Below are 17,441 nucleotides of genomic sequence, written 5' to 3'. Positions count from 1 at the left end.
GTGAGAGCATGGTGAGGTTTCTTGTTGCCTATGACGGCTCTGACGAGGCAAAGCTCGCACTGAAGAGGGCAATTGAGGATGCAAAGCTGAGAGATGCGGACATAATAATCCTTGAGGTCATAGAGGTGGAGCCAGGACGATACAAGATGTATGGCGACCCGATACACGAGGCCGAGAAGGAGGCAAAAAAAGCGCTAAAGGCGCTGCAAAAGCTCAGAGAGCAGCTCGAGGAGCCACGGCTCCACATAGATGTGAGAACCCGGATAGGACATCCCGTTGCCGAGATTGTGGAGGAGGCCGAGGAGAGCGGGGTGGACACGATATACATGGGAAGCAAGGGGCTATCGGGCGTGGCAAAGATGCTGTTGGGCAGCGTGGCAGAGGGTGTGATGAGGCACGCTCCCTGTAACGTTCTTGTTATAAGACAAGAGAAGGAAGAATGAGTGTATTCTTGGGTATTGAGCACGGAACCGGGGCAATACGCCTTGCCACCTTAGATGGCAGAACGCTTGCCCTTCCAAGAAAAGAGGCTGCCCTCATGTCCTGCGAAGATGTGATGGACAGGATACAGCAGGGGCTCGGCATCGGGGCAGAGGACGTGGATATGGCAGCCATCACATACTCCATGGGCGATGCAATAACTCGCATCACGCCCATCGAGAGGGTGCCCAACAGGGGTATCGTGCGAGGTGATGGGGCTGGGGTGCACATCGGAGGGGGAACGAGGGTGTTCGATGCCATAAGGGCATCTGGAATGCGGGCGGTTGTTGTATGTGGATTTCACAGGGGAAACTGTCCAGATGCCCGCATGAACGTGTTCTCCCACGGGGCAAGCCCAGAAAAGATAGGAATAGCATATCACGTGTACCAGATGGGATACGAGAGCTTCGTGGTTTCTGATGTGAGCTCCAACACGGTGAGCCTCGCCGTTGCCGATGGTCGGCTCGTGGGTGCAATAGATGCGTGCATATTTGCCCCCGGAGCCGTGCATGGTCCCCTCGACCTCGATGCAATCCGTAAGGTCGATGATGGCACCATGAGCGCCAACGAGGCATTCTCGAAGGGGGGAGTGCTAAAGCTTCACAAGGGCTACACATCCATAGAGGAGCTGCTCGAACGCGACAGAGAAGCGGGCAGGCGGGCGCTGGATACGATAGCCCTGTTTGCAGCCATGGAGATGGCGGCGTGCGAGGTGCTCGTCAGAGACTACACCGATGGGAGTGTGAAGATGGTGCTCACGGGCTCCATCGGAGCGCTTGCCGAGGTGGCACACAGGGTGCGCCGCCATCTTGGACGAGATGTGCACACCACCAATGGCTGGAGTGCGGCATTGGGATGTGCACAGATTGCAAGGGCGGTGGCAGGCGGATGCCAGCACATACTGGGTATCGAGGTGGAGCCCTTTTAGTGACTGAGGTGACGACAGGGGAAAGGCCCATAGTTGCCTTGGAGTCCGAGTTGGGATTTTTGGAGCCGTTAGGTGCCATCCATCCACACCACATCAGGGGCGCCGAGATTGGGCAGACTTGTGGGCTGCACACACCTCGAGGAAGTTTCTGAGCACCAGCTCCCCCTTTTCGGTGTGCGAGACCTCGGGGTGCCACTGCACACCATAGAGGGGCTTTGTGGTATGTCGCATTGCCTCTATCTCACATATGCTCGAGCGGGCGAGCCTCTCGAAGGATGGTGGAAGCTCAAACACCTCGTCCATGTGGGATGTCCACACCCTGATGCGAGGCGCCGTGCCCCTCAGTATGTCATCCTCTGCCAGCACCTCTACCTCCACACTGGCATACCCTCCCTGCCTTCCCCTCCCGACCTTTCCGCCATGGGCCAGCGCCATGAGCTGGTGCCCGAGACATATGCCCAGCATGGGGACGTCCATCTGCTGAATGTACTGGATGCAGTTTCCGCTCTTCTCGATGTCTGGGCCCCCTCCGATTATGAGGGCGTCGGGTTCCAGAGAGCGCATCTCGTGCAGGGAGAGTGTATTCTCCACGAGCTCTGGCTCTATGAACACCTCCCCGAGCACCTCGATGTCCCGAAGGGCTCGGTGGATGAGGTGGTTGAACTGTCCCAGATTACTCACCACTATGACGTGCAGTTCGCTCATACTATCGTATCAGGTCCTTGATGATGCGTCCATATGCAGGTCTTGCTATGAGCACGCCCACGAGCACTCCGATGATTGTTGTGAGGGCAAAGCCCTTGAGGGCTCCAAAGGCAATCAGGAACAGCGAGGACATGGCGATTATGGTGGTGGCTGCAGCCATGAAGATGATGCTAAACGCCTTTCCAAGCCTTGTTAGGTACACCTTAGTGGAGGGCATCCTGCCCTCATAGAGCACCTCATCGGTGATTATTACGAGATGGTCGACCCCAGTGCCTATGGCAACGATGATGCCCCCTATGGCAGCAAGGTCGAGCTGGCGGTTGATGAGGGCGGTAAACCCGAGGATCATGATGAGCTCACTCAGCGACGTGCCCAGCATGGGAAGCAGGATTTTCTTCTGCCTGTACCTGAAATACACCGCAGCACTCACCGCCAAGAGTGCCAAAAGCCCTGCAATGACTGCCTGTATCCTGAACTGCTCCCCCAGCGAGGCCGGTACCTGCCCTGCGCCAAGCACCGAGACCTTGACGGGCAGAGCCCCAACCCTGAGATGAATCTGTAGCTCCCTCGCAGCCTCCTCTCCACCAGCCCCTGTGGTGGCCGTGAGGCTTCTCACCGCCTCGAGCCTCAGCGTCTCCACCAGCCCAGGGCTCAGCGTGCCGTTGAACACCTCCCTATCATCGAGGAACATCACGAGGGGATGTGCCTCGGGGTCGTCCAGTATCCCATACTCTATCGCGATGTTCCTGAGCCTGTCGGCGGCATCCCTGTCTATTCTGAAGTCCACTCCCCATCCCATCTGGGGGTCATCCCTCACCTGCCCCACGGACTCGATGTCAGAGCCATCCAGCACAAACACATACCTGTCATCATCGAGAAGGAACTTCACCTCGAACTTACCTGGGGTGGTGGCAATCCTCTCGGCACGTGTCAGGTTCTCCTCCCCAGCCATGTCCACGAGGATGTACTGTGTACCCACTGTCCGAATCGTGATGTCCTTTAAGCCGAGCCCATTGAGCTTCTCGTCGAGCACCCTCTTGGTGAGCTCTATCGTGGGCTTGGTGACGCCCACCCTGTACACGTAGTTCCCATTCACGGTGGCTATCCTCGCTCCCGCTGGCGCAAGCAATGCATTGAGCTCCTCTAAGGTATACAGCTTTCTTATCTCATACCGTATCTCATCGCCCTCCTTGAAGGGCACCACCTCGGACTTCGTGGTCTGGGTCAGATAGGCAGCTATCACCGTTGGTGCATCGGCATTCACCGTGATGATGCGAGAGGTACCTGAGCCACTGACAGTGGCATCCAGACCATATGCCCTGAGCTCGCTCTCAATCTGTGAGGGGGGAAGAGAGCTGATGGCGCGCAGCACCACGGTCGCGTCTGCTGAGTTCACGATGGTGGGCTCTGAGGAGGTGATGTTGCTCACTATGTAGCTCACCATCTGGTCCCGACTGGCATCTATACCCACCACCACACCCTCCACCTGAAGCTGCAGCGTCGAGCCACCCGCGAGGTCGAGTCCGTATTTGAGGTTGGTGGCAAGCCTGCCATCATCGCCCACATGAGGGTGGATGGCAAAGAGAGATATCAGCAGCGCAGCTATGAGCAGCAGCACCCGCATGTCCCTCAAGGGGTGGTCTCGTCTCATCTTCTTCCCCTCCTCTGTACATACCACTTCAGGATGGCGGCGTTGAGCATCCACGTGTTCATGATGTCTGCGAGCAGCCCAAAGGCGAGCACCACGGCTATATCAGCGAGTATGTCTATGCGAGAAAAAGTGGAGGCGAATACGTAAGAATATGAGGACACAATGAACAGCACGAGCACGGCACACAGCGAGGTGATGGTCATGGTCAGCCCAGTGCCCATCGCCTTTACAATCTTCTCTGAGAGCTCCCCCTTCCTCTTGAGCACCCTCTCGGTGAGCAGGATGTCGCTGTCCACCGAGTATCCTATGAGCATTAGCAGCGCAGCGACAGTGGCGAGAGAGAGCTTGATGCCCGCCACATCCATCAGGGCTGCTGCTATCACTATATCCGAGAACGCCGAGAGCACCACTGCAAGGGAGGGGACGAAGGTGCGAAAGAACAGAAATACGAGCACAGCCATCCCCAAGAAGGCAACGAGCACGCCCTTTACTGCCTGAAGCTGCAGCTCCCTTCCATACACGGGAGATGTGAAGCTTATACTCACATCACTGTATTTGGCAGAGATGTCCGCCCTCAGCTTCTCGGTGGTCTCCCTATCGAGAGGTGGAAACTCCATGAGCTTTCGCTCCCCGAACGCGCGGGCATCAACCGGACCATACTCAGAGAACTCTGCCATCAGCTCCGCAGGCGTTTGCTCGCTCACAAAGGATATCACCGTGCCCCCCACGAACTCATAGCCCAGTGTTATGGGTGAGCCCGTGATGAGTGTGTTTGCCCCGAGTACTGCAAGGGCCATGAGCAGAACTGCCAAGGGGATTGCCAGCATCTTTCTCGTTCCAAGCCGCTCAAAATGGTACCTCAGCAGGCCATCGATGTGCATATGCTCGCCTTCCGCCGCAAGATATGGCTCATACCTTTAAAAGATTTCTACCCATGGGCAAAGCTCTTGTAGCACTCCCGCAAAAGGGTGAGCGTTTGAGAACAGTGGCGTGTGATATCTCTGGAAGGCATGTGCACGAAGGTAGATACCTGATGGTGTGTGCCGCAGTGGTGTGTGAGCACACGCCCACCCATGTGGTAAGGGTGCTGGAGATTGGGCTGTCCCTGTCCACTATGCAGCCCCAGATGAGCAGTGTGTGTGAGCTCATACGCGATGCCCTGAGCACACTGTCCCCCTCATTCAGAGAGGATGTGGTGCTGCTGGAGAGGGGGGAGCTCTTCAATGTGGAGCAATGGAGGGCAAGCTCCCTGCTCGAAAGAGATGTGAGGTACATCGAGTCGATAGGGGAAAGGCGGGCGCTGGAGATTGCCCATCACTGCGCTCTGGCAACGAGGGAGCTTTTATTAAGGATGGCCTCGCACTAATGAGTGGTGAGTCCACAAAAGGGTAAAAGGGTAGTCTTGGTGCTTCGAAGCGAGCCCAGCCCGCAGGAAAGGCAGAAGGAGGACTACAGGCTCAAGGAACTGAAGCTACTCGCCACATCTGCTGGATATACTGTGGCTAGAACGTTCACCCAAGTGAGACACTGGGACAGAAGATACCAGATTGGTTATGGGAAGGTGCGCGACATAGCCGAGTATATAGCAGATGAGCACGTGGACAAGGTGATATTCTACAACAGGCTTTCCACACTGCAGCTGTTCAACCTCTCAAAGCTGCTGGGTACCGACACGATGGACAGGTTCCACCTAATCCTCGAGATATTTGCCAAGAGGGCGAAGACGAGGGTGGCAAAGCTGCAGGTGGAGCTCGCCTCGTTGAGCTATGAGCTTCCAAAGGCAAGGGAGAAGGTTGCCCTCTCCAAGAGAAGGGAGCATCCGGGATTCATGGGCTTTGGAAACTACGAGGACTCGTATGAGCAGGACATCCGAAGGAGGATGGCAAAGCTCAGGGAAGAGCTTGCAAGGTATGCTGCCAAACAGCACGAGAGGCGCACGCGGGACACCCGAAAGGGGCTACTGCGGGTGGCATTGTGCGGATATACCAATGCCGGCAAGAGCACGCTGCTGAACGCTCTGGCAGGAGGGGAATATGCAGTGGCAGCCAACCAGCTGTTCACCACCCTGTCCCCCACCACGAGGAAAGTGAAGGTGGGCAGAAGAAAGGTGCTCATCACAGACACCGTGGGGTTCATCGAAGACCTGCCCCACTTCATGATAGAGGCGTTTCGCTCCACCTTCTCTGAGATATACGAGGCTGACCTCGTGCTGCTGGTGGTGGATGCGAGCGAGGATGCTTCCTCGATACGCAGAAAGCTCGCCACTTCCCACGCCACCCTGTTCGAGGACATTGCCGACGCCCCCATCATCACGGTGTTCAACAAGATGGACAGGGTGGAGGAATTCGACCCCCATGCATTCAGGGAGCTTGCCCCAAACCCAGTGATGGTCTCGGCAAAGGAGGGTGCTGGGCTCGATGAGCTGAGAGAGGCAATCGACCGCATGCTTCCCCGCTGGCGGGAGCACATGGTGGAGCTGCCCATGTGTCCCTCCTCGATGTCTCGGCTCTCCATGCTCTATGAGCGCGGGGTGGTGGAGGAGGCAAGGTTCGATGATAGTATAAAGATAAGGTTCAGGGCATGCGATGAGGTTGCCTCAAAGATACGGAAGGTAGGGCATGGATAGAGTACTCTTTGGCACGGCTGGCATTCCCCTGAGGGTAAAAAAGCGGGACACTGAGCTGGGCATAGCCGAGGTGGCACACCTCGGGCTGGATGCGTTGGAGATGGAGTTCGTGCGTGGGGTGAAGATGGGGGAGCATAAGGCAGAGGCGGTGAGGAGGGCAGCAGAGCGACACGGAGTGGTGCTCACAGCCCACGCACCCTACTACATCAACCTGAACTCCAAGGAGGATGACAAGCAGAGGGCAAGCATCGAGCGCATCGTTGCCACCGCCCGCATCGCCCACCTGTGTGGGGGCTACAGCATAGTGTTTCACCCAGCCTACTACCACGGTGACCCCCCAGAGGTGGTGTACGATGTGGTAAAACGGTGCATCATCGAGGTGCTGGAGGAGCTTGGAGCGGAAAGGGGAGAGGTGTGGATAAGGCCCGAGACGATGGGAAGGCCCACACAGTTTGGCACGCTGGACGAGGTGCTCTCGCTCTCCGCAGAGCTGGATGGCGTGCTTCCATGCATAGACTTCTCCCACATGCATGCACGGGAGGGCAAAATGAACACCTATGAGGAGTTTGCCCATGTGCTCGAGCAGGTGGAGCAGGTGCTGGGAGCCGAGGCGCTAAAGGAGATGCACTGCCATGTGCAGGGCATAGAGTACACCAACAAAGGTGAGAAGAATCACCTGAACCTGCGGGAATCGGACTTCGACTATCGTGCGCTGCTCTCGGCATTCATCGACTATGACATCGCTGGAGTGGTGATATGTGAGAGCCCAAACATCGAAGAGGATGCCCTGTTGCTCAAGCATACCTACGAGGAACTAAAGGCCTAAGGCCTTTCCTCGAGCAATTGCTCAAGAGCATCGAGCTCGAGGGGTGCTGGAACCACCCGCTGGGTATTGTGCTCTATGCGCTGCGCCAGCGCCATGTATGTGCGGGCAAGCTGGGAATGGGGTGCAAACTCCACCACGGTCTTTCTTGCCCTCTCAGCCCGCTGCACAATCGCATCCCTCGGAACCACCCCCACCACCCTTGAGCCCATCGTCGAGGCAAACCTCTCCACGATGTCCAGCTCATGTTCAATTCCCCTCAGGTTGGCTATGATGCCTGCGAGCCTTGCCGAGCTTGTCCGCTCGAACCTCCTGATGCCCTTGCATATGTTGTTTGCCGCGTAAAGAGCCATGGGCTCTCCAGATGTGACGATATATATCTCCTGTGCATAGCCCTCCCTTATGGGCATGGCAAAGCCCCCGCACACCACATCCCCCAGCACATCGTAAAGGCAGTAGTCCAAGCCCTCCTCATACACACCCAGCCTCTCCAGCACCTCAAAGGTGGCGATGATGCCCCTTCCAGCACAGCCCACGCCGGGCTCCGGGCCTCCAGCCTCCACGCACAGCACGCCGCCAAACCCCTCGTGCACCACATCCTCCCTTCGTATGCCCGAGGGTCCATGCTCGCGCAGGAGGTCGAGCACGGTGTGTCGGCACGTATGACCCAAAAGCAGCCTCGTGGAGTCGTGCTTGGGGTCGCAACCCACCTGCATCACCCGCCTTCCCATGAGGGCAAGGGCTGCCGAGATGTTGGCACACGTGAGTGATTTTCCTATCCCTCCCTTCCCATATATGGCAATCTGCCGCATCGCTTCATACCACGCAGTAATGGCTTATGTGGGTTGTGGTGGAAGGTGAGAACAACACAGCAGGCCATATAAACACAGCAGGCTATATATAATCACGGCTCCAACTTACCCCAAAGGTGGAATAGTCTATGGGTGGTGCCAGCTCAATTAGTAAGAGGGCAGAGTTCTGCAAAGCCCGCTGTCCCATATGCACAAGGGCAAGAAAGGGCAACAGGGTGGCAAGATTGTTCGTAAAGCACATTGACCGTAAGGTGTGCCCCGCATGCAGGGCATACGAGCGGGTGTATCAGAAAAGGGCATACGAATGAGCAGACCATTGTGTAATAGCAGCTATGCCACAATCGTGGAGGCATCCTCAATCCCAAAAACTCCGATAGCTATATAAGCCACATACACAATCGTATCCCAGCCTTCGCCCAATAGCAGAGAGGATAGAGACCATGGCAAGGATGTATGCAAAGAGAAAGGGAAAGTCACGCTCTAAACCCCCCCACAGGACAGAACCCCCCGAGTGGGTTATGTACTCCGCCGAGGAGGTGGAAAAGCTCGTGCTCCAGCTGTGGGCCGATGGCATGTCCACGAGCAAGATTGGCATAGTCCTCAGGGACCAGTACGGCGTGCCAGACGTATCGCTGGTGTGCGGAAAAAAGATTATGAGAATCATCGAGGAGGCTGGGCTCGCCCCTTCCATCCCAGAGGACCTAAGAAATCTCATAGAGAAGGCTGTGAGGCTCAGAAAGCACCTCGAACTCAACAAAAAGGACCTCCACAACAGACGCTCGCTCCAGCTCTGCGAGTCCAAAATTCGCAGGCTTGCACGCTATTACAAGCGTGAGGGCAAGCTTCCCAAGGACTGGACATACAGCCCAGAGACCGCCGAGATCCTCATAACCAGATGAGCATTGAACACCAGATGAGCATTGAACAGCTCGATGAGCTGGCAGGGCGCGCAGCAAAGCGCATCCTCGATAGTAGTGATGTGAGGCTGGTCTCCCACAACGACGCCGATGGTATCGCCTCGGCCGGTATCATCGCCCATGTGCTGCTGAGAGCTGGCATACCATTCGTGTGCTCCATAGTGCCAAGACTCAACGAGGCAGCCGTTGAACGTATCAGCTCACAGAGCTGTGAGCTTACCGTGCTGTGCGACATGGGAAGTGGACAGCCAGAGCTCGTGGAGCGGCTGGGCGAAGCCGTGGTGCTCGACCATCACTACCCAAGAGGAGATGGCAGTGCGCTGGAGGACAGTGCACTGGAGGTAAATCCCCATCATGTGGGAATAGAGGGGAGCTTTGAGCTGTGCGCCGCTGGAGTGTGCTACCTCGTGGCAAGACGGGCATCCCAGATGGGTGGCTGGAAACACGAGGACCTCGTGGGGCTCGCACTTGCGGGCATCGTGGGGGATAAGCAGCGCATCCAAGGACCAAATCTCGCAATCGTGGAGGAGGGCATAAAAAGCGGGTATCTTGTACCCTCGAGAGGTCTAAAGGTGCCAGACTACCCGGTAGAAGAGCTTTTCATGAGGTGCTATGAACCCTACCTCGACATCACCGGGGATGAGGAGGCCTGCCACAACTTTGCTGCGGGACTCGGGCTCGAGGGAAAGAGGGTGGACGAGCTGAGCGAAGAAGAGGGCAGAAGGCTCGCAGACGCGGTTGCTCTGAAGCTTCTGAAGGGTGCCCATCCCACCATCGTGGAGGTGCTGGTGGGAGAGTTCTACAGGGCACCCGCAGAGCTCGTGCCAAACACAATAGAGCTTGCCGACCTCATCGGTGCGTGTGGCAAGCTGGACAGAGCAGGGCTCGGAGTTGCTCTGTGCCTGAGGGACAGAAGTGTGCTGGAAGAGGCAAGAGGGGTGCTCGCAGCCCACCAGGAGAGGGTGCTCGAGGAGATAAAGAGGGTGGAGGGGGCGATGAGAGAGATGAAGTGGCTCAGGTGGGCAGCCGCAGAGAACCTCGTGGCCACGGGGGTGGTGTCCAGCACGCTGCTTCGGTACAGATACCCTCCAGACAAACCCCTCGTGCTGCTCAACCTGCGGGACTCCGAGGTCAGGGTGTCTGCAAGGGGCACCAGAGCGATGGTGCACGCCGGGCTTGACCTATCATCGGCCCTCTCAGAGGCTGCCGAGTCTGTGGGTGGCAAGGGAGGAGGGCATGCGGTGGCGGCAGGTGCCGAGATTCCAAAGGGCACCGAGCAGCGTTTTATAGAGAGAGTGCACACCATAGTGCAGCAACAGCTCGAGGGAAAAACGGCATGAAGCCCATAATAATCGTGAACTTCAAGACATACCTCGAGGCCACGGGCGAGCGTGCCCTGAAGCTTGCGGAGGTGTGTGCCAGGGTGAGTGAGGAGAGCGGGCTCTCAATCGTCGCTGCTCCCCAGAGTGCAGACCTACACAGAGTGGCCCAGCTCACGAGGGCGTATGCACAGCACATGGACCCCATCACACCGGGAAGCCACACTGGATGGATGCTCCCCCATGCACTCAAGCAGGCAGGGGCCACTGGCACCCTAATCAACCACTCCGAGCGGAGGCTCACGCTTGCAGATATCGACGCCTGTGTGCACATGGCGAGGGAGCTCGAGCTTACGAGCGTGGTGTGCACCAACAACATCGCCACCACGAGGGCAGCGGCAGCACTCGAGCCCGACTACGTGGCCGTGGAGCCCCCAGAGCTCATAGGCACGGGTATAGCGGTATCCCGGGCTGACCCAGAGGTGATATCTGGCTCGGTGGATGCCGTGAGGAGGGTGAACCCGAAAGTGAGAGTGCTGTGTGGTGCGGGCATAAGCAACGCAGATGACCTCGTGGCTGCCATCGAGCTTGGTGCCCACGGCGTGCTGCTCGCAAGCGGCATCGTGAAGGCACCAGACCAGGAAGAGGCTTTGAGGGCACTTGTGAGCAAGGTGTGAGGTGTGGGGTGTGAGGTGTGAGGTGTGATTACAGCAACCCCTGCTCCTCAAGCCACGCCACACCCTCTGCAAAGCCCTCGCCATACGGCGAGCGCGCCACATAGGTCGCCCTCTTTTTGACCTCTGGAGGGGAGTTCGCCACCGCCACCGAGACGCCCGCCCCCTCCAGCATGGAAAGGTCGCTGACCGAGTCCCCAAATGCCGCCACGTGCTCCATGCCCATATCCCAGTCAAGCAGCTCGAGCAGCCTGCGGACGCCCTCACCCTTGCTCATGGAGGCGGCCTTGATGTGGATGGCAAACCCAGTATCTATCACCTCAAGCTCTGGATAGTGGGAGCGCACAATCTCGTTTGCCTCTTTGGCATCGAACGTTCTCGCCACCACCACCTCGCTCTTTCTGTACTCAAAGTCCAGGAGCCTCATATCATAGTGATCCCTGAGCAACTCATAACCCCTGAGGCACACCCGCTTTTCCACGAGCACGTGGGGCTCTGTGTCCAGCGCGGTGGAGAGCACTGCCCCATTCTCGCTAACCGTGGCCCCACACGTGCCAATCAGCAGCGCCGCCGCCCTCGTGAAGCACAGCGCATTTCCAGTAGCCAAAATCACGGGAACGTCGAGTCGCTCCACCACCTCCAGCACCGCTGGGGAAACCCTTCGCCGCTCGTCCGTGAGAGTGCCATCGATGTCGGCTGCTATGGCTCGTATGTGGACCATCGCCCAGCTCGTGCCCCCCTAATCGCTGATGCCGTGGGTGCCCACCCTGAACGTGGCTTCGCCCTCTGGAAGACTGGGGGAGTCTATCAAGCGGGCGATGCGGTGATTGTCCTTGCTCTTCCTGAGATATATCCTAAACGTTGCGGTATGGGCGAGCACGTGCCCCCCCACCGGCTTGTTGGGGTCTCCATAGAACACCTCTGGCCTGGACATCATCTGGTTGGTCACCACAATGACTGCATCGTGAAGGTCTGCAAAGCGAAGAAGGTCGTGAAGGTGGCGGTTGAGCTTCTGCTGTCTGTCTGCCAGCGTGCCCCTGCCCACATACTCGGCTCTAAAGTGGGCCGTGAGGGAATCCACCACCAGCAGCCTTACGGGCATCTCACTCTCCTTTAAGCTCTCCGCGAGCCTCATCGCGCTGTCCACCAGCAGAATCTGGTGGTTCGAGTTGTACGCCCTCGCCACATGGATGTGCCTGAGATACTGCCTTGGGTCCAACTCGAGCTCTGAATAGCTTTCAGCATACCTTTCTTTAAGCCCCTCCACCATCTGGGTGATGCGCTCTGGCCTGAAGGTGTTCTCCGTGTCTATGATGACCACTGAGCCCTCCAGCCCTCCAAGCTCCTTTGGAAGCTGCGCATTCACTGCGAGCTGGTGGGCGAGCTGCGTCTTTCCAGAGCCGAACTCCCCATGAAACTCCGTAATCGCCTGCGTCTCCACGCCGCCGCCGAGGATGGCGTCCAGTGCCGAGCTGCCAGTGGTCAGCTTGCCCACCTTCTGCCTTCGCTCAAACACCACATCCCCAGTCTCAAAGCCCCCTATATCGGCAAGCTCCCTTGCCGCCTTGATGATTTTGGCTGCTGCCCCCTCTCCGATGTCGGGCACGGCAGCCGCAATCTCAGATGGAGAGGCCACGGCGATTGCCTCCACAGAGGTGTAGCCAGCCTCCCTCAGCTTCTCAGCCTTGCTGGGGCCAACCCCCTGTATATCCTCAAGCTCACTTGCCATCTGAATACCTCTTTTGCCAAACGCTCTCCTGCGCGTTCTTCTGCTCACACATCAAGAACTGACTCCTGCATGGCTTTTTTACATCCATTCATCCATTCATCCCTGTGGCTATTAAAGGCTTGCGAGCCGCGAGCCTAAGCGAGCCTAAGCGAGCCTAAGGTTCCTCTGGAATACAATCGAGCTTGGACTGTGTGGGAAAAGAGGGGTTGAGTGAGGCGAGCATCTTGAGCCTGTAATCCTCCGTCAGCGTCTTGAATATTGTCTCCCACGGGGTGGTGAGGGATATCTCCTTCGTCCTTCCATACCTGCCCTTGCTGATTACTGTGGCGTTCACTATGCCCAGCATGTCCAGTTCGGAGAGCAAATCCGTAATGCGCCTTTGGGTAAGGATGTCCACATCGATTTTGGAGCACAGCTTCTTATACACGCTGTACACCTCACCCGTGGTCATCGTCTTGGCGCCCCGCGAACTCAAAAACGCTATGCTCGAGAGCACCAACTTGGACTGGGTGGGCAGCGTCCTCACCACCACTGTAATCCTGTCCTCCTCTATCCTATCCTGTGCCATCCTCACATGTGCCTCGGTCACCCTTTCAGCACCCTCACGCTCCGCAAGCTCTGCTGAGACTCTCAGAAGGTCGAGGGCTCTTCGGGCATCTCCATTTTCGTGAGCAGCAAAAGCAGAGCATAACGGAATGACGTTCGGGTCCAGCGCACCCGGCTTGAAGGCGACCTTCGCCCGCTGGGTCAGGATGTCGGCTATCTGGGCGGCATTGTATGGAGGAAATATAATCTCCTCCTCTCCGAGAGAGCTTCTCACTCTTGGATCGAGCTGTTCGGTGAAGCGAAGGTCGTTGGATATTCCAATCAGGCTCACCTTGGAACGGGAGAGGTTGTCGTTGATTCTCGAGAGGTTGTACAGCACATCATCGCCTTTACGGATGAGTTTGTCTATCTCGTCGAGCACGATGATGGCGATTCTGGCCTCTGCATCCACTCCCTGTCTAAACTCCTCGTACACCTGATCAGTGGGCCAACCCGTCATGGGCACCTCGCGTCCGAAGTAACTCGCGAGGTTGGCAAGCAGCCTGTACTGTGTGTCCACCACCTTGCAGTTCACATAGAGCACACTCAAGGGGGCACCCATCTTCTCGCCCATCAGCTCGAGTTCTTTGCCCACGAACTTTGCCACAGCCGTCTTGCCGGTGCCAGTCTTTCCGTATATGAGCACATTAGAGGGAGTCTGGCCTCGAAGGGCAGCCACCAACACATTGGCAAGATGATTGACCTCTTTCTCCCTGTGGGGAAGTGATTCTGGGGTGTGAGTGGAGCGCAGCACCTCTCTGTTCACAAAGAGCGTGTCCCTGTTGAGCAGCTCTTCGAACACCTTGCTGAGTGCCCCTGTCACCTCCAACTCCTCCAGTGTGGGGACTCTTCTACGTTCTATTAAGGGTTGTGGTGATGACCCCATCATTTCCACTGAATACACATAAATTATGTGATAGATGAGTTGGGCATGAAAAATCTCAACTCAACCCCAGAATAATTATATTAATGAATTGATAATTTTTAATAGGGCGGGGGCTGGCCTGTCTTTTTAAAGCCATGGGGGGATGGACTTCATATCTCCAGAACTTACCCCAGCTTCCACTGGAAATTAGTTTCGTTTTTACACCACACCCCCTACACCAAACCCCCCCTCCCCTTTATTTCCACTGGAGCATGGAAGTACCATGGGTACGAGCATCCCAACCGCCCAAGCCAGCTCCATTTTTTAATAGGGAAAAAAGTCCGAGCTTGAAGGAATTAGCTTGAAGGAATTATAGAGAGTGGAAACAAAGCTCCTCATGAAAAGCTCCTCATGATGTTTTTTACGCTTGCAGGTGAACACATGGCTCCCTGTATCGTTGACAGCAGCCCGTCCACACCGAGCCAGCTCGGGCGTGGAGATGTTCGTTGGATGTTCGTTGGACATCTGTCCGCATACAGCCGTTTCTCCTGGAGAGAATGTCCTCGTGATATGTGGTTCCTCGTGATATGTGGCGTGTATATGCTGATATTATTTCTTAATAGTATTCATCCGTTCTGCATTCATCCGTTCTGCATTCATCCGTTCTGCATTCATCCGTTCTGCATTCATCCGTTCTGCATTCATCCGTTCTGCATTCATCCGTTCTGCATTCATCCGTTCTGCATTCATCCGTTCTGCATTCATCCGTTCTGCCTACCCGTAAATAGTTGCTCTACTTTTCACCCCTCCTTCATCGGCTGGCTTTCAGGGACGAAGACTCCCCACATCTTCGAGGCAAATAAAGCCTCCATTCGGGCTTAAACCTCCATTCGGGCTTAAACGCCCCACATTTCGAAGACTGCCCCAACATACAGTTGCCCATCAAAACTATTTTAAAAATTTCGGAAGCCAAAAGTATTCAAATGTTTCACGAGAAAAGCGGACAGGAAGCCCACCACATTTAGTGGTAGGAGGAATGCCCATCATAAAGTTTAAATAGATGTTTGTCCCATTCAAAAGTTTGGAGGTACCTCTTAAAGCTCCCTCGTCGGGACACGGCGCGGGACACGGCGAGTATAGATGTGAAAAGCAAGGGCAAGGGGATGGGGCGTGGGGACTGTGGTGAGGCAGCCCGGATTACCCCGAACTCTCAGATGAAGTTGCTGTGGAACGCAGGCGAACGCAGGCAATGGAACGGGAGAAGCTCCGTCCGTGAGGGTGAGGTAGTCCACGGATTTCTGGATGGGGTACGGATTTCTGGATTTTGTGTTCTGGATTTTGTGTTCTGGATTTTGTGTTCTGGTGACCATCGCTCCCTCCAGATATTCCACTGGAAATAAAGGGGAGGGGGGGTTTGGTGTAATTACAAAAATGTCAGCCAGCTGGTTTGGGTGATGGATGGAGGATGGATGGAGGATGGATATTACAAAAGTATATATTTATGTTAATCATAAAGAGTAAATACGAACGCCCCATGTGTTCTGACGTTCTTGACCCTGCGAGGTGATCACGTGGAAGGTACCAATACTGACGTTCATGCATTTGCTAAAGCACTTATGGACTTTGGTCTAAAGCGCAATGTGGCGAAGGTGGTGGCATACCTCAGGGACGGTAAAGAGGCTACCTCGAGGGACCTTGAGATTGGTGCTGATTTGAGACAGCCCGAGGTTAGCATCACCATGCGAGAGCTTGTAGAGCTGGATTGGGTGGATGTTAGGCAGGATAAAAAGCCTGGTAAGGGAAGACCTTACAAGCTCTACAGATTGAAAAAGCCCATTGAGGATATCATAGACGAACTGGAGCAAAAGAAGCTCAGGGAGAATCGGGAGATTCTTGAGAGCATCCACAGGCTAAAGGAACTCCTGAAAAAGGGCTGAGCTGTGGGCATGCACTCGCATCACCTTGCTGGAGTATGGCACCAACATTTATATCCTGAGATGATGTGCCCATTTAGAGCCTGTATCTCCATGTTGCAAGGAGTGGAGCTGTGTTCACATGACGGTCATTCTAGATGTGCGTGCGAGGGAAATTCTCGATTCGAGGGGCAACCCCACGGTCGAGGTGGACGTTAGAACGGAAAGCGGCTTTGGGAGGGCTTGTGTGCCCTCTGGCGCCTCCACCGGTACCCACGAGGCAGTAGAACTCAGGGATGGAGGAGAGCGCTATCATGGAAAGGGTGTTCTGAGGGCCGTTAGGAGTGTTAACGAGGAGATAGGTCCCAGCATAGTGGGTATGGACTCGAGGGAGCAGCGAGAGCTCGACATGGTGATGTGTGAGCTGGACGGCACGCCCAACAAGTCGAGGCTCGGAGCGAACGCCATCGTGGGCACATCGCTCGCGTGTGCCAAGGCTGCGGCTTCTTCCATTGGCATATCTCTATTCGAACACATAGGCACGCTCATGAACAACTCGCCCACCACTCTTCCCGTGCCCACGTTCAACGTGCTCAATGGTGGAAAGCATGCTGGAAACGAGCTTGCTATACAGGAGTTCATGATACAGCCGGTGGGGGCGCCAACGTTTGCCGAGGGTCTGAGATACGGTGTCGAGGTGTATCATGCTCTGGGCAGTGTGCTGGAGGAGAAATATGGGAGGGGCGCCACAAACGTGGGCTTTGAGGGGGGATATGCACCCCCCATCGTACATACGAGAGATGCACTGGATGCCCTCATGCAGGCAATCGATGAGGCTGGCTATACCGAGCATGAGGTGATGGTTGGCATAGATGCAGCGGCGAGCGAGTTCTATTCCGATGGACGCTACCATCTCGATGGCATGGACATCCCCCCAGATAAGCTCATGACCTACTATGAGGAGCTGGCATCCGAGTATCCGCTTCTGTACATTGAGGATCCATTCCACGAGGAGGACTACGAAAACTATGCAACTCTCACCCGAAGGCTGGATGGAGTGATGGTGGTGGGCGATGATATATTCGTCACCAATCCGAAGCGCATCCAGAGGGGAATAGCGATGCACTCGGCGTCGGCCTTGCTGCTCAAGGTGAATCAGATAGGCACGCTGAGCGAGGCGTTGGATGCGGCGAGGATGGTGTACGATGCTGGGTGGAGAGTGGTGGCATCCCATCGCTCTGCAGAAACCGAGGATGCAGCCCTTGCCGATATTGCCGTTGGTATCAGAGCACAGCTCATAAAGACTGGAGCTCCTGCGAGGGGTGAGCGCACTGCAAAGTACAACCAGCTGTTGAGAATAGAGGAGCAGCTGGGGGAGAGAGCACGTTATGCTCGTCTGAGATAGGAGGAATTG

At 56.1% G+C, this 17,441-nt stretch carries 18 protein-coding genes and 1 pseudogene; 11 read left to right on the top strand and 8 right to left on the bottom strand.

Going from position 1 to position 17,441, the window contains the following annotated elements; genetic code table 11:
* Positions 1-8: 8 nt before the first annotated feature.
* Positions 9-443, top strand: a complete 435-nt coding sequence (locus BP07_RS01980) for a universal stress protein (RefSeq protein WP_042684824.1) — start codon at positions 9-11, stop codon at positions 441-443.
* Positions 440-1,408: a methanogenesis marker 12 protein gene (locus BP07_RS01975; RefSeq protein WP_042684822.1), complete on the top strand. Its 969-nt coding sequence runs from the start codon at positions 440-442 to the stop codon at positions 1,406-1,408. Before BP07_RS01980 ends, BP07_RS01975 begins: the two co-directional genes overlap by 4 nt.
* Before the next feature lie 93 nt (positions 1,409-1,501).
* On the opposite strand, the gene BP07_RS01970 is transcribed toward BP07_RS01975, so the two are convergent.
* Genes BP07_RS01970 through BP07_RS01960 form a run of 3 tightly spaced genes read right to left on the bottom strand, consistent with a single transcriptional unit; the run spans position 1,502 to position 4,645 of the window.
* Positions 1,502-2,113 carry a GMP synthase subunit A gene (locus BP07_RS01970; RefSeq protein ID WP_042684821.1) on the bottom strand — a complete coding sequence of 204 codons (612 nt, stop codon included), beginning with the start codon at positions 2,111-2,113 and terminating at the stop codon, positions 1,502-1,504.
* Position 2,114: 1 nt separating this feature from the next.
* The gene (locus BP07_RS01965; RefSeq protein ID WP_042684820.1) at positions 2,115-3,764 is read right to left on the bottom strand and encodes a preprotein translocase subunit SecD; all 1,650 of its coding nucleotides are present in this window, start codon (positions 3,762-3,764) and stop codon (positions 2,115-2,117) included.
* Entirely contained in the window at positions 3,761-4,645 is an 885-nt protein-coding gene (locus BP07_RS01960) for a protein translocase subunit SecF (protein WP_052353128.1), read from the bottom strand. The genes BP07_RS01965 and BP07_RS01960 overlap by 4 nt, the downstream gene beginning before the upstream one ends.
* A gap of 104 nt (positions 4,646-4,749) precedes the next feature.
* Here BP07_RS01960 and BP07_RS01955 point away from each other — a divergent pair, with 104 nt between their 5' ends.
* Genes BP07_RS01955 through BP07_RS01945 form a run of 3 tightly spaced genes read left to right on the top strand, consistent with a single transcriptional unit; the run spans position 4,750 to position 7,216 of the window.
* Positions 4,750-5,130: a DUF2209 family protein gene (locus tag BP07_RS01955; RefSeq protein ID WP_042685067.1), complete on the top strand. Its 381-nt coding sequence runs from the start codon at positions 4,750-4,752 to the stop codon at positions 5,128-5,130.
* Between the two features lie 6 nt (positions 5,131-5,136).
* Positions 5,137-6,390, top strand: coding sequence for a GTPase HflX (gene hflX, locus BP07_RS01950; RefSeq protein ID WP_157203029.1), 1,254 nt, complete (start codon positions 5,137-5,139; stop codon positions 6,388-6,390).
* Positions 6,383-7,216: a TIM barrel protein gene (locus tag BP07_RS01945; RefSeq protein ID WP_042684818.1), complete on the top strand. Its 834-nt coding sequence runs from the start codon at positions 6,383-6,385 to the stop codon at positions 7,214-7,216. The genes hflX and BP07_RS01945 overlap by 8 nt, the downstream gene beginning before the upstream one ends.
* Here the strand turns inward: BP07_RS01945 and nifH are convergent.
* Positions 7,213-8,025: a nitrogenase iron protein gene (gene nifH, locus BP07_RS01940; RefSeq protein WP_042684816.1), complete on the bottom strand. Its 813-nt coding sequence runs from the start codon at positions 8,023-8,025 to the stop codon at positions 7,213-7,215. The genes BP07_RS01945 and nifH overlap by 4 nt on opposite strands.
* 128 nt (positions 8,026-8,153) lie before the next feature.
* Here nifH and BP07_RS01935 point away from each other — a divergent pair, with 128 nt between their 5' ends.
* From BP07_RS01935 to tpiA, 4 genes are all read left to right on the top strand, one after another.
* Positions 8,154-8,333, top strand: a complete 180-nt coding sequence (locus tag BP07_RS01935) for a hypothetical protein (RefSeq protein WP_042684814.1) — start codon at positions 8,154-8,156, stop codon at positions 8,331-8,333.
* A 132-nt stretch (positions 8,334-8,465) separates the two neighbouring features.
* Entirely contained in the window at positions 8,466-8,924 is a 459-nt protein-coding gene (locus BP07_RS01930; RefSeq protein WP_042684812.1) for a 30S ribosomal protein S15, read from the top strand.
* 14 nt (positions 8,925-8,938) lie between these two features.
* The gene (locus BP07_RS01925; protein WP_042684809.1) at positions 8,939-10,282 is read left to right on the top strand and encodes a DHHA1 domain-containing protein; all 1,344 of its coding nucleotides are present in this window, start codon (positions 8,939-8,941) and stop codon (positions 10,280-10,282) included.
* Positions 10,279-10,938, top strand: coding sequence for a triose-phosphate isomerase (tpiA, locus tag BP07_RS01920; protein WP_042684808.1), 660 nt, complete (start codon positions 10,279-10,281; stop codon positions 10,936-10,938). Before BP07_RS01925 ends, tpiA begins: the two co-directional genes overlap by 4 nt.
* A 28-nt stretch (positions 10,939-10,966) precedes the next feature.
* Here the strand turns inward: tpiA and BP07_RS01915 are convergent, their stop codons facing one another.
* The 4 genes and pseudogenes from BP07_RS01915 to BP07_RS09205 all read right to left on the bottom strand — a co-directional run.
* Positions 10,967-11,656, bottom strand: coding sequence for a phosphoglycolate phosphatase (locus tag BP07_RS01915; protein ID WP_042684806.1), 690 nt, complete (start codon positions 11,654-11,656; stop codon positions 10,967-10,969).
* Positions 11,657-11,674: 18 nt separating this feature from the next.
* Positions 11,675-12,664, bottom strand: a complete 990-nt coding sequence (gene radA, locus BP07_RS01910; RefSeq protein WP_042684804.1) for a DNA repair and recombination protein RadA — start codon at positions 12,662-12,664, stop codon at positions 11,675-11,677.
* A gap of 154 nt (positions 12,665-12,818) precedes the next feature.
* Positions 12,819-14,072 (bottom strand): ORC1-type DNA replication protein, encoded by a 1,254-nt coding sequence (locus tag BP07_RS01905; protein ID WP_245597020.1) that lies wholly within the window; start codon positions 14,070-14,072, stop codon positions 12,819-12,821.
* Positions 14,073-14,730: 658 nt separating this feature from the next.
* Positions 14,731-14,871: pseudogene (locus tag BP07_RS09205) on the bottom strand (hypothetical protein); the annotation flags it as partial.
* Between the two features lie 814 nt (positions 14,872-15,685).
* Between BP07_RS09205 and BP07_RS01895 the strand changes: the two are divergent.
* Together BP07_RS01895 and eno are read left to right on the top strand one after the other, a co-directional pair.
* Positions 15,686-16,051, top strand: a complete 366-nt coding sequence (locus BP07_RS01895; protein ID WP_042684799.1) for a hypothetical protein — start codon at positions 15,686-15,688, stop codon at positions 16,049-16,051.
* 118 nt (positions 16,052-16,169) lie between these two features.
* Entirely contained in the window at positions 16,170-17,432 is a 1,263-nt protein-coding gene (eno, locus tag BP07_RS01890) for a phosphopyruvate hydratase (RefSeq protein ID WP_042684797.1), read from the top strand.
* Positions 17,433-17,441 lie beyond the last annotated feature (9 nt).

This window comes from Methermicoccus shengliensis DSM 18856, from assembly GCF_000711905.1.
Lineage (GTDB): Archaea > Halobacteriota > Methanosarcinia > DSM-18856 > Methermicoccaceae > Methermicoccus > Methermicoccus shengliensis.
This window is presented reverse-complemented; position numbering and strand designations above follow the sequence as displayed.

Excerpts from the sequence above, each read along its gene's own strand:
- tpiA (WP_042684808.1), top strand. The coding sequence starts at position 10,279 with ATGAAGCCCATAATAATCGTGAACTTCAAGACATACCTCGAGGCCACG.
- BP07_RS01945 (WP_042684818.1), top strand. The coding sequence starts at position 6,383 with ATGGATAGAGTACTCTTTGGCACGGCTGGCATTCCCCTGAGGGTAAAA.
- BP07_RS01970 (WP_042684821.1), bottom strand. The coding sequence starts at position 2,113 with ATGAGCGAACTGCACGTCATAGTGGTGAGTAATCTGGGACAGTTCAAC.
- BP07_RS01975 (WP_042684822.1), top strand. The coding sequence starts at position 440 with ATGAGTGTATTCTTGGGTATTGAGCACGGAACCGGGGCAATACGCCTT.
- nifH (WP_042684816.1), bottom strand. The coding sequence starts at position 8,025 with ATGCGGCAGATTGCCATATATGGGAAGGGAGGGATAGGAAAATCACTC.
- BP07_RS01935 (WP_042684814.1), top strand. The coding sequence starts at position 8,154 with ATGGGTGGTGCCAGCTCAATTAGTAAGAGGGCAGAGTTCTGCAAAGCC.
- BP07_RS01965 (WP_042684820.1), bottom strand. The coding sequence starts at position 3,764 with ATGAGACGAGACCACCCCTTGAGGGACATGCGGGTGCTGCTGCTCATA.
- BP07_RS01930 (WP_042684812.1), top strand. The coding sequence starts at position 8,466 with ATGGCAAGGATGTATGCAAAGAGAAAGGGAAAGTCACGCTCTAAACCC.
- BP07_RS01915 (WP_042684806.1), bottom strand. The coding sequence starts at position 11,656 with ATGGTCCACATACGAGCCATAGCAGCCGACATCGATGGCACTCTCACG.
- radA (WP_042684804.1), bottom strand. The coding sequence starts at position 12,664 with ATGGCAAGTGAGCTTGAGGATATACAGGGGGTTGGCCCCAGCAAGGCT.
- BP07_RS01925 (WP_042684809.1), top strand. The coding sequence starts at position 8,939 with ATGAGCATTGAACAGCTCGATGAGCTGGCAGGGCGCGCAGCAAAGCGC.
- BP07_RS01980 (WP_042684824.1), top strand. The coding sequence starts at position 9 with ATGGTGAGGTTTCTTGTTGCCTATGACGGCTCTGACGAGGCAAAGCTC.
- eno (WP_042684797.1), top strand. The coding sequence starts at position 16,170 with ATGACGGTCATTCTAGATGTGCGTGCGAGGGAAATTCTCGATTCGAGG.
- BP07_RS01960 (WP_052353128.1), bottom strand. The coding sequence starts at position 4,645 with ATGCACATCGATGGCCTGCTGAGGTACCATTTTGAGCGGCTTGGAACG.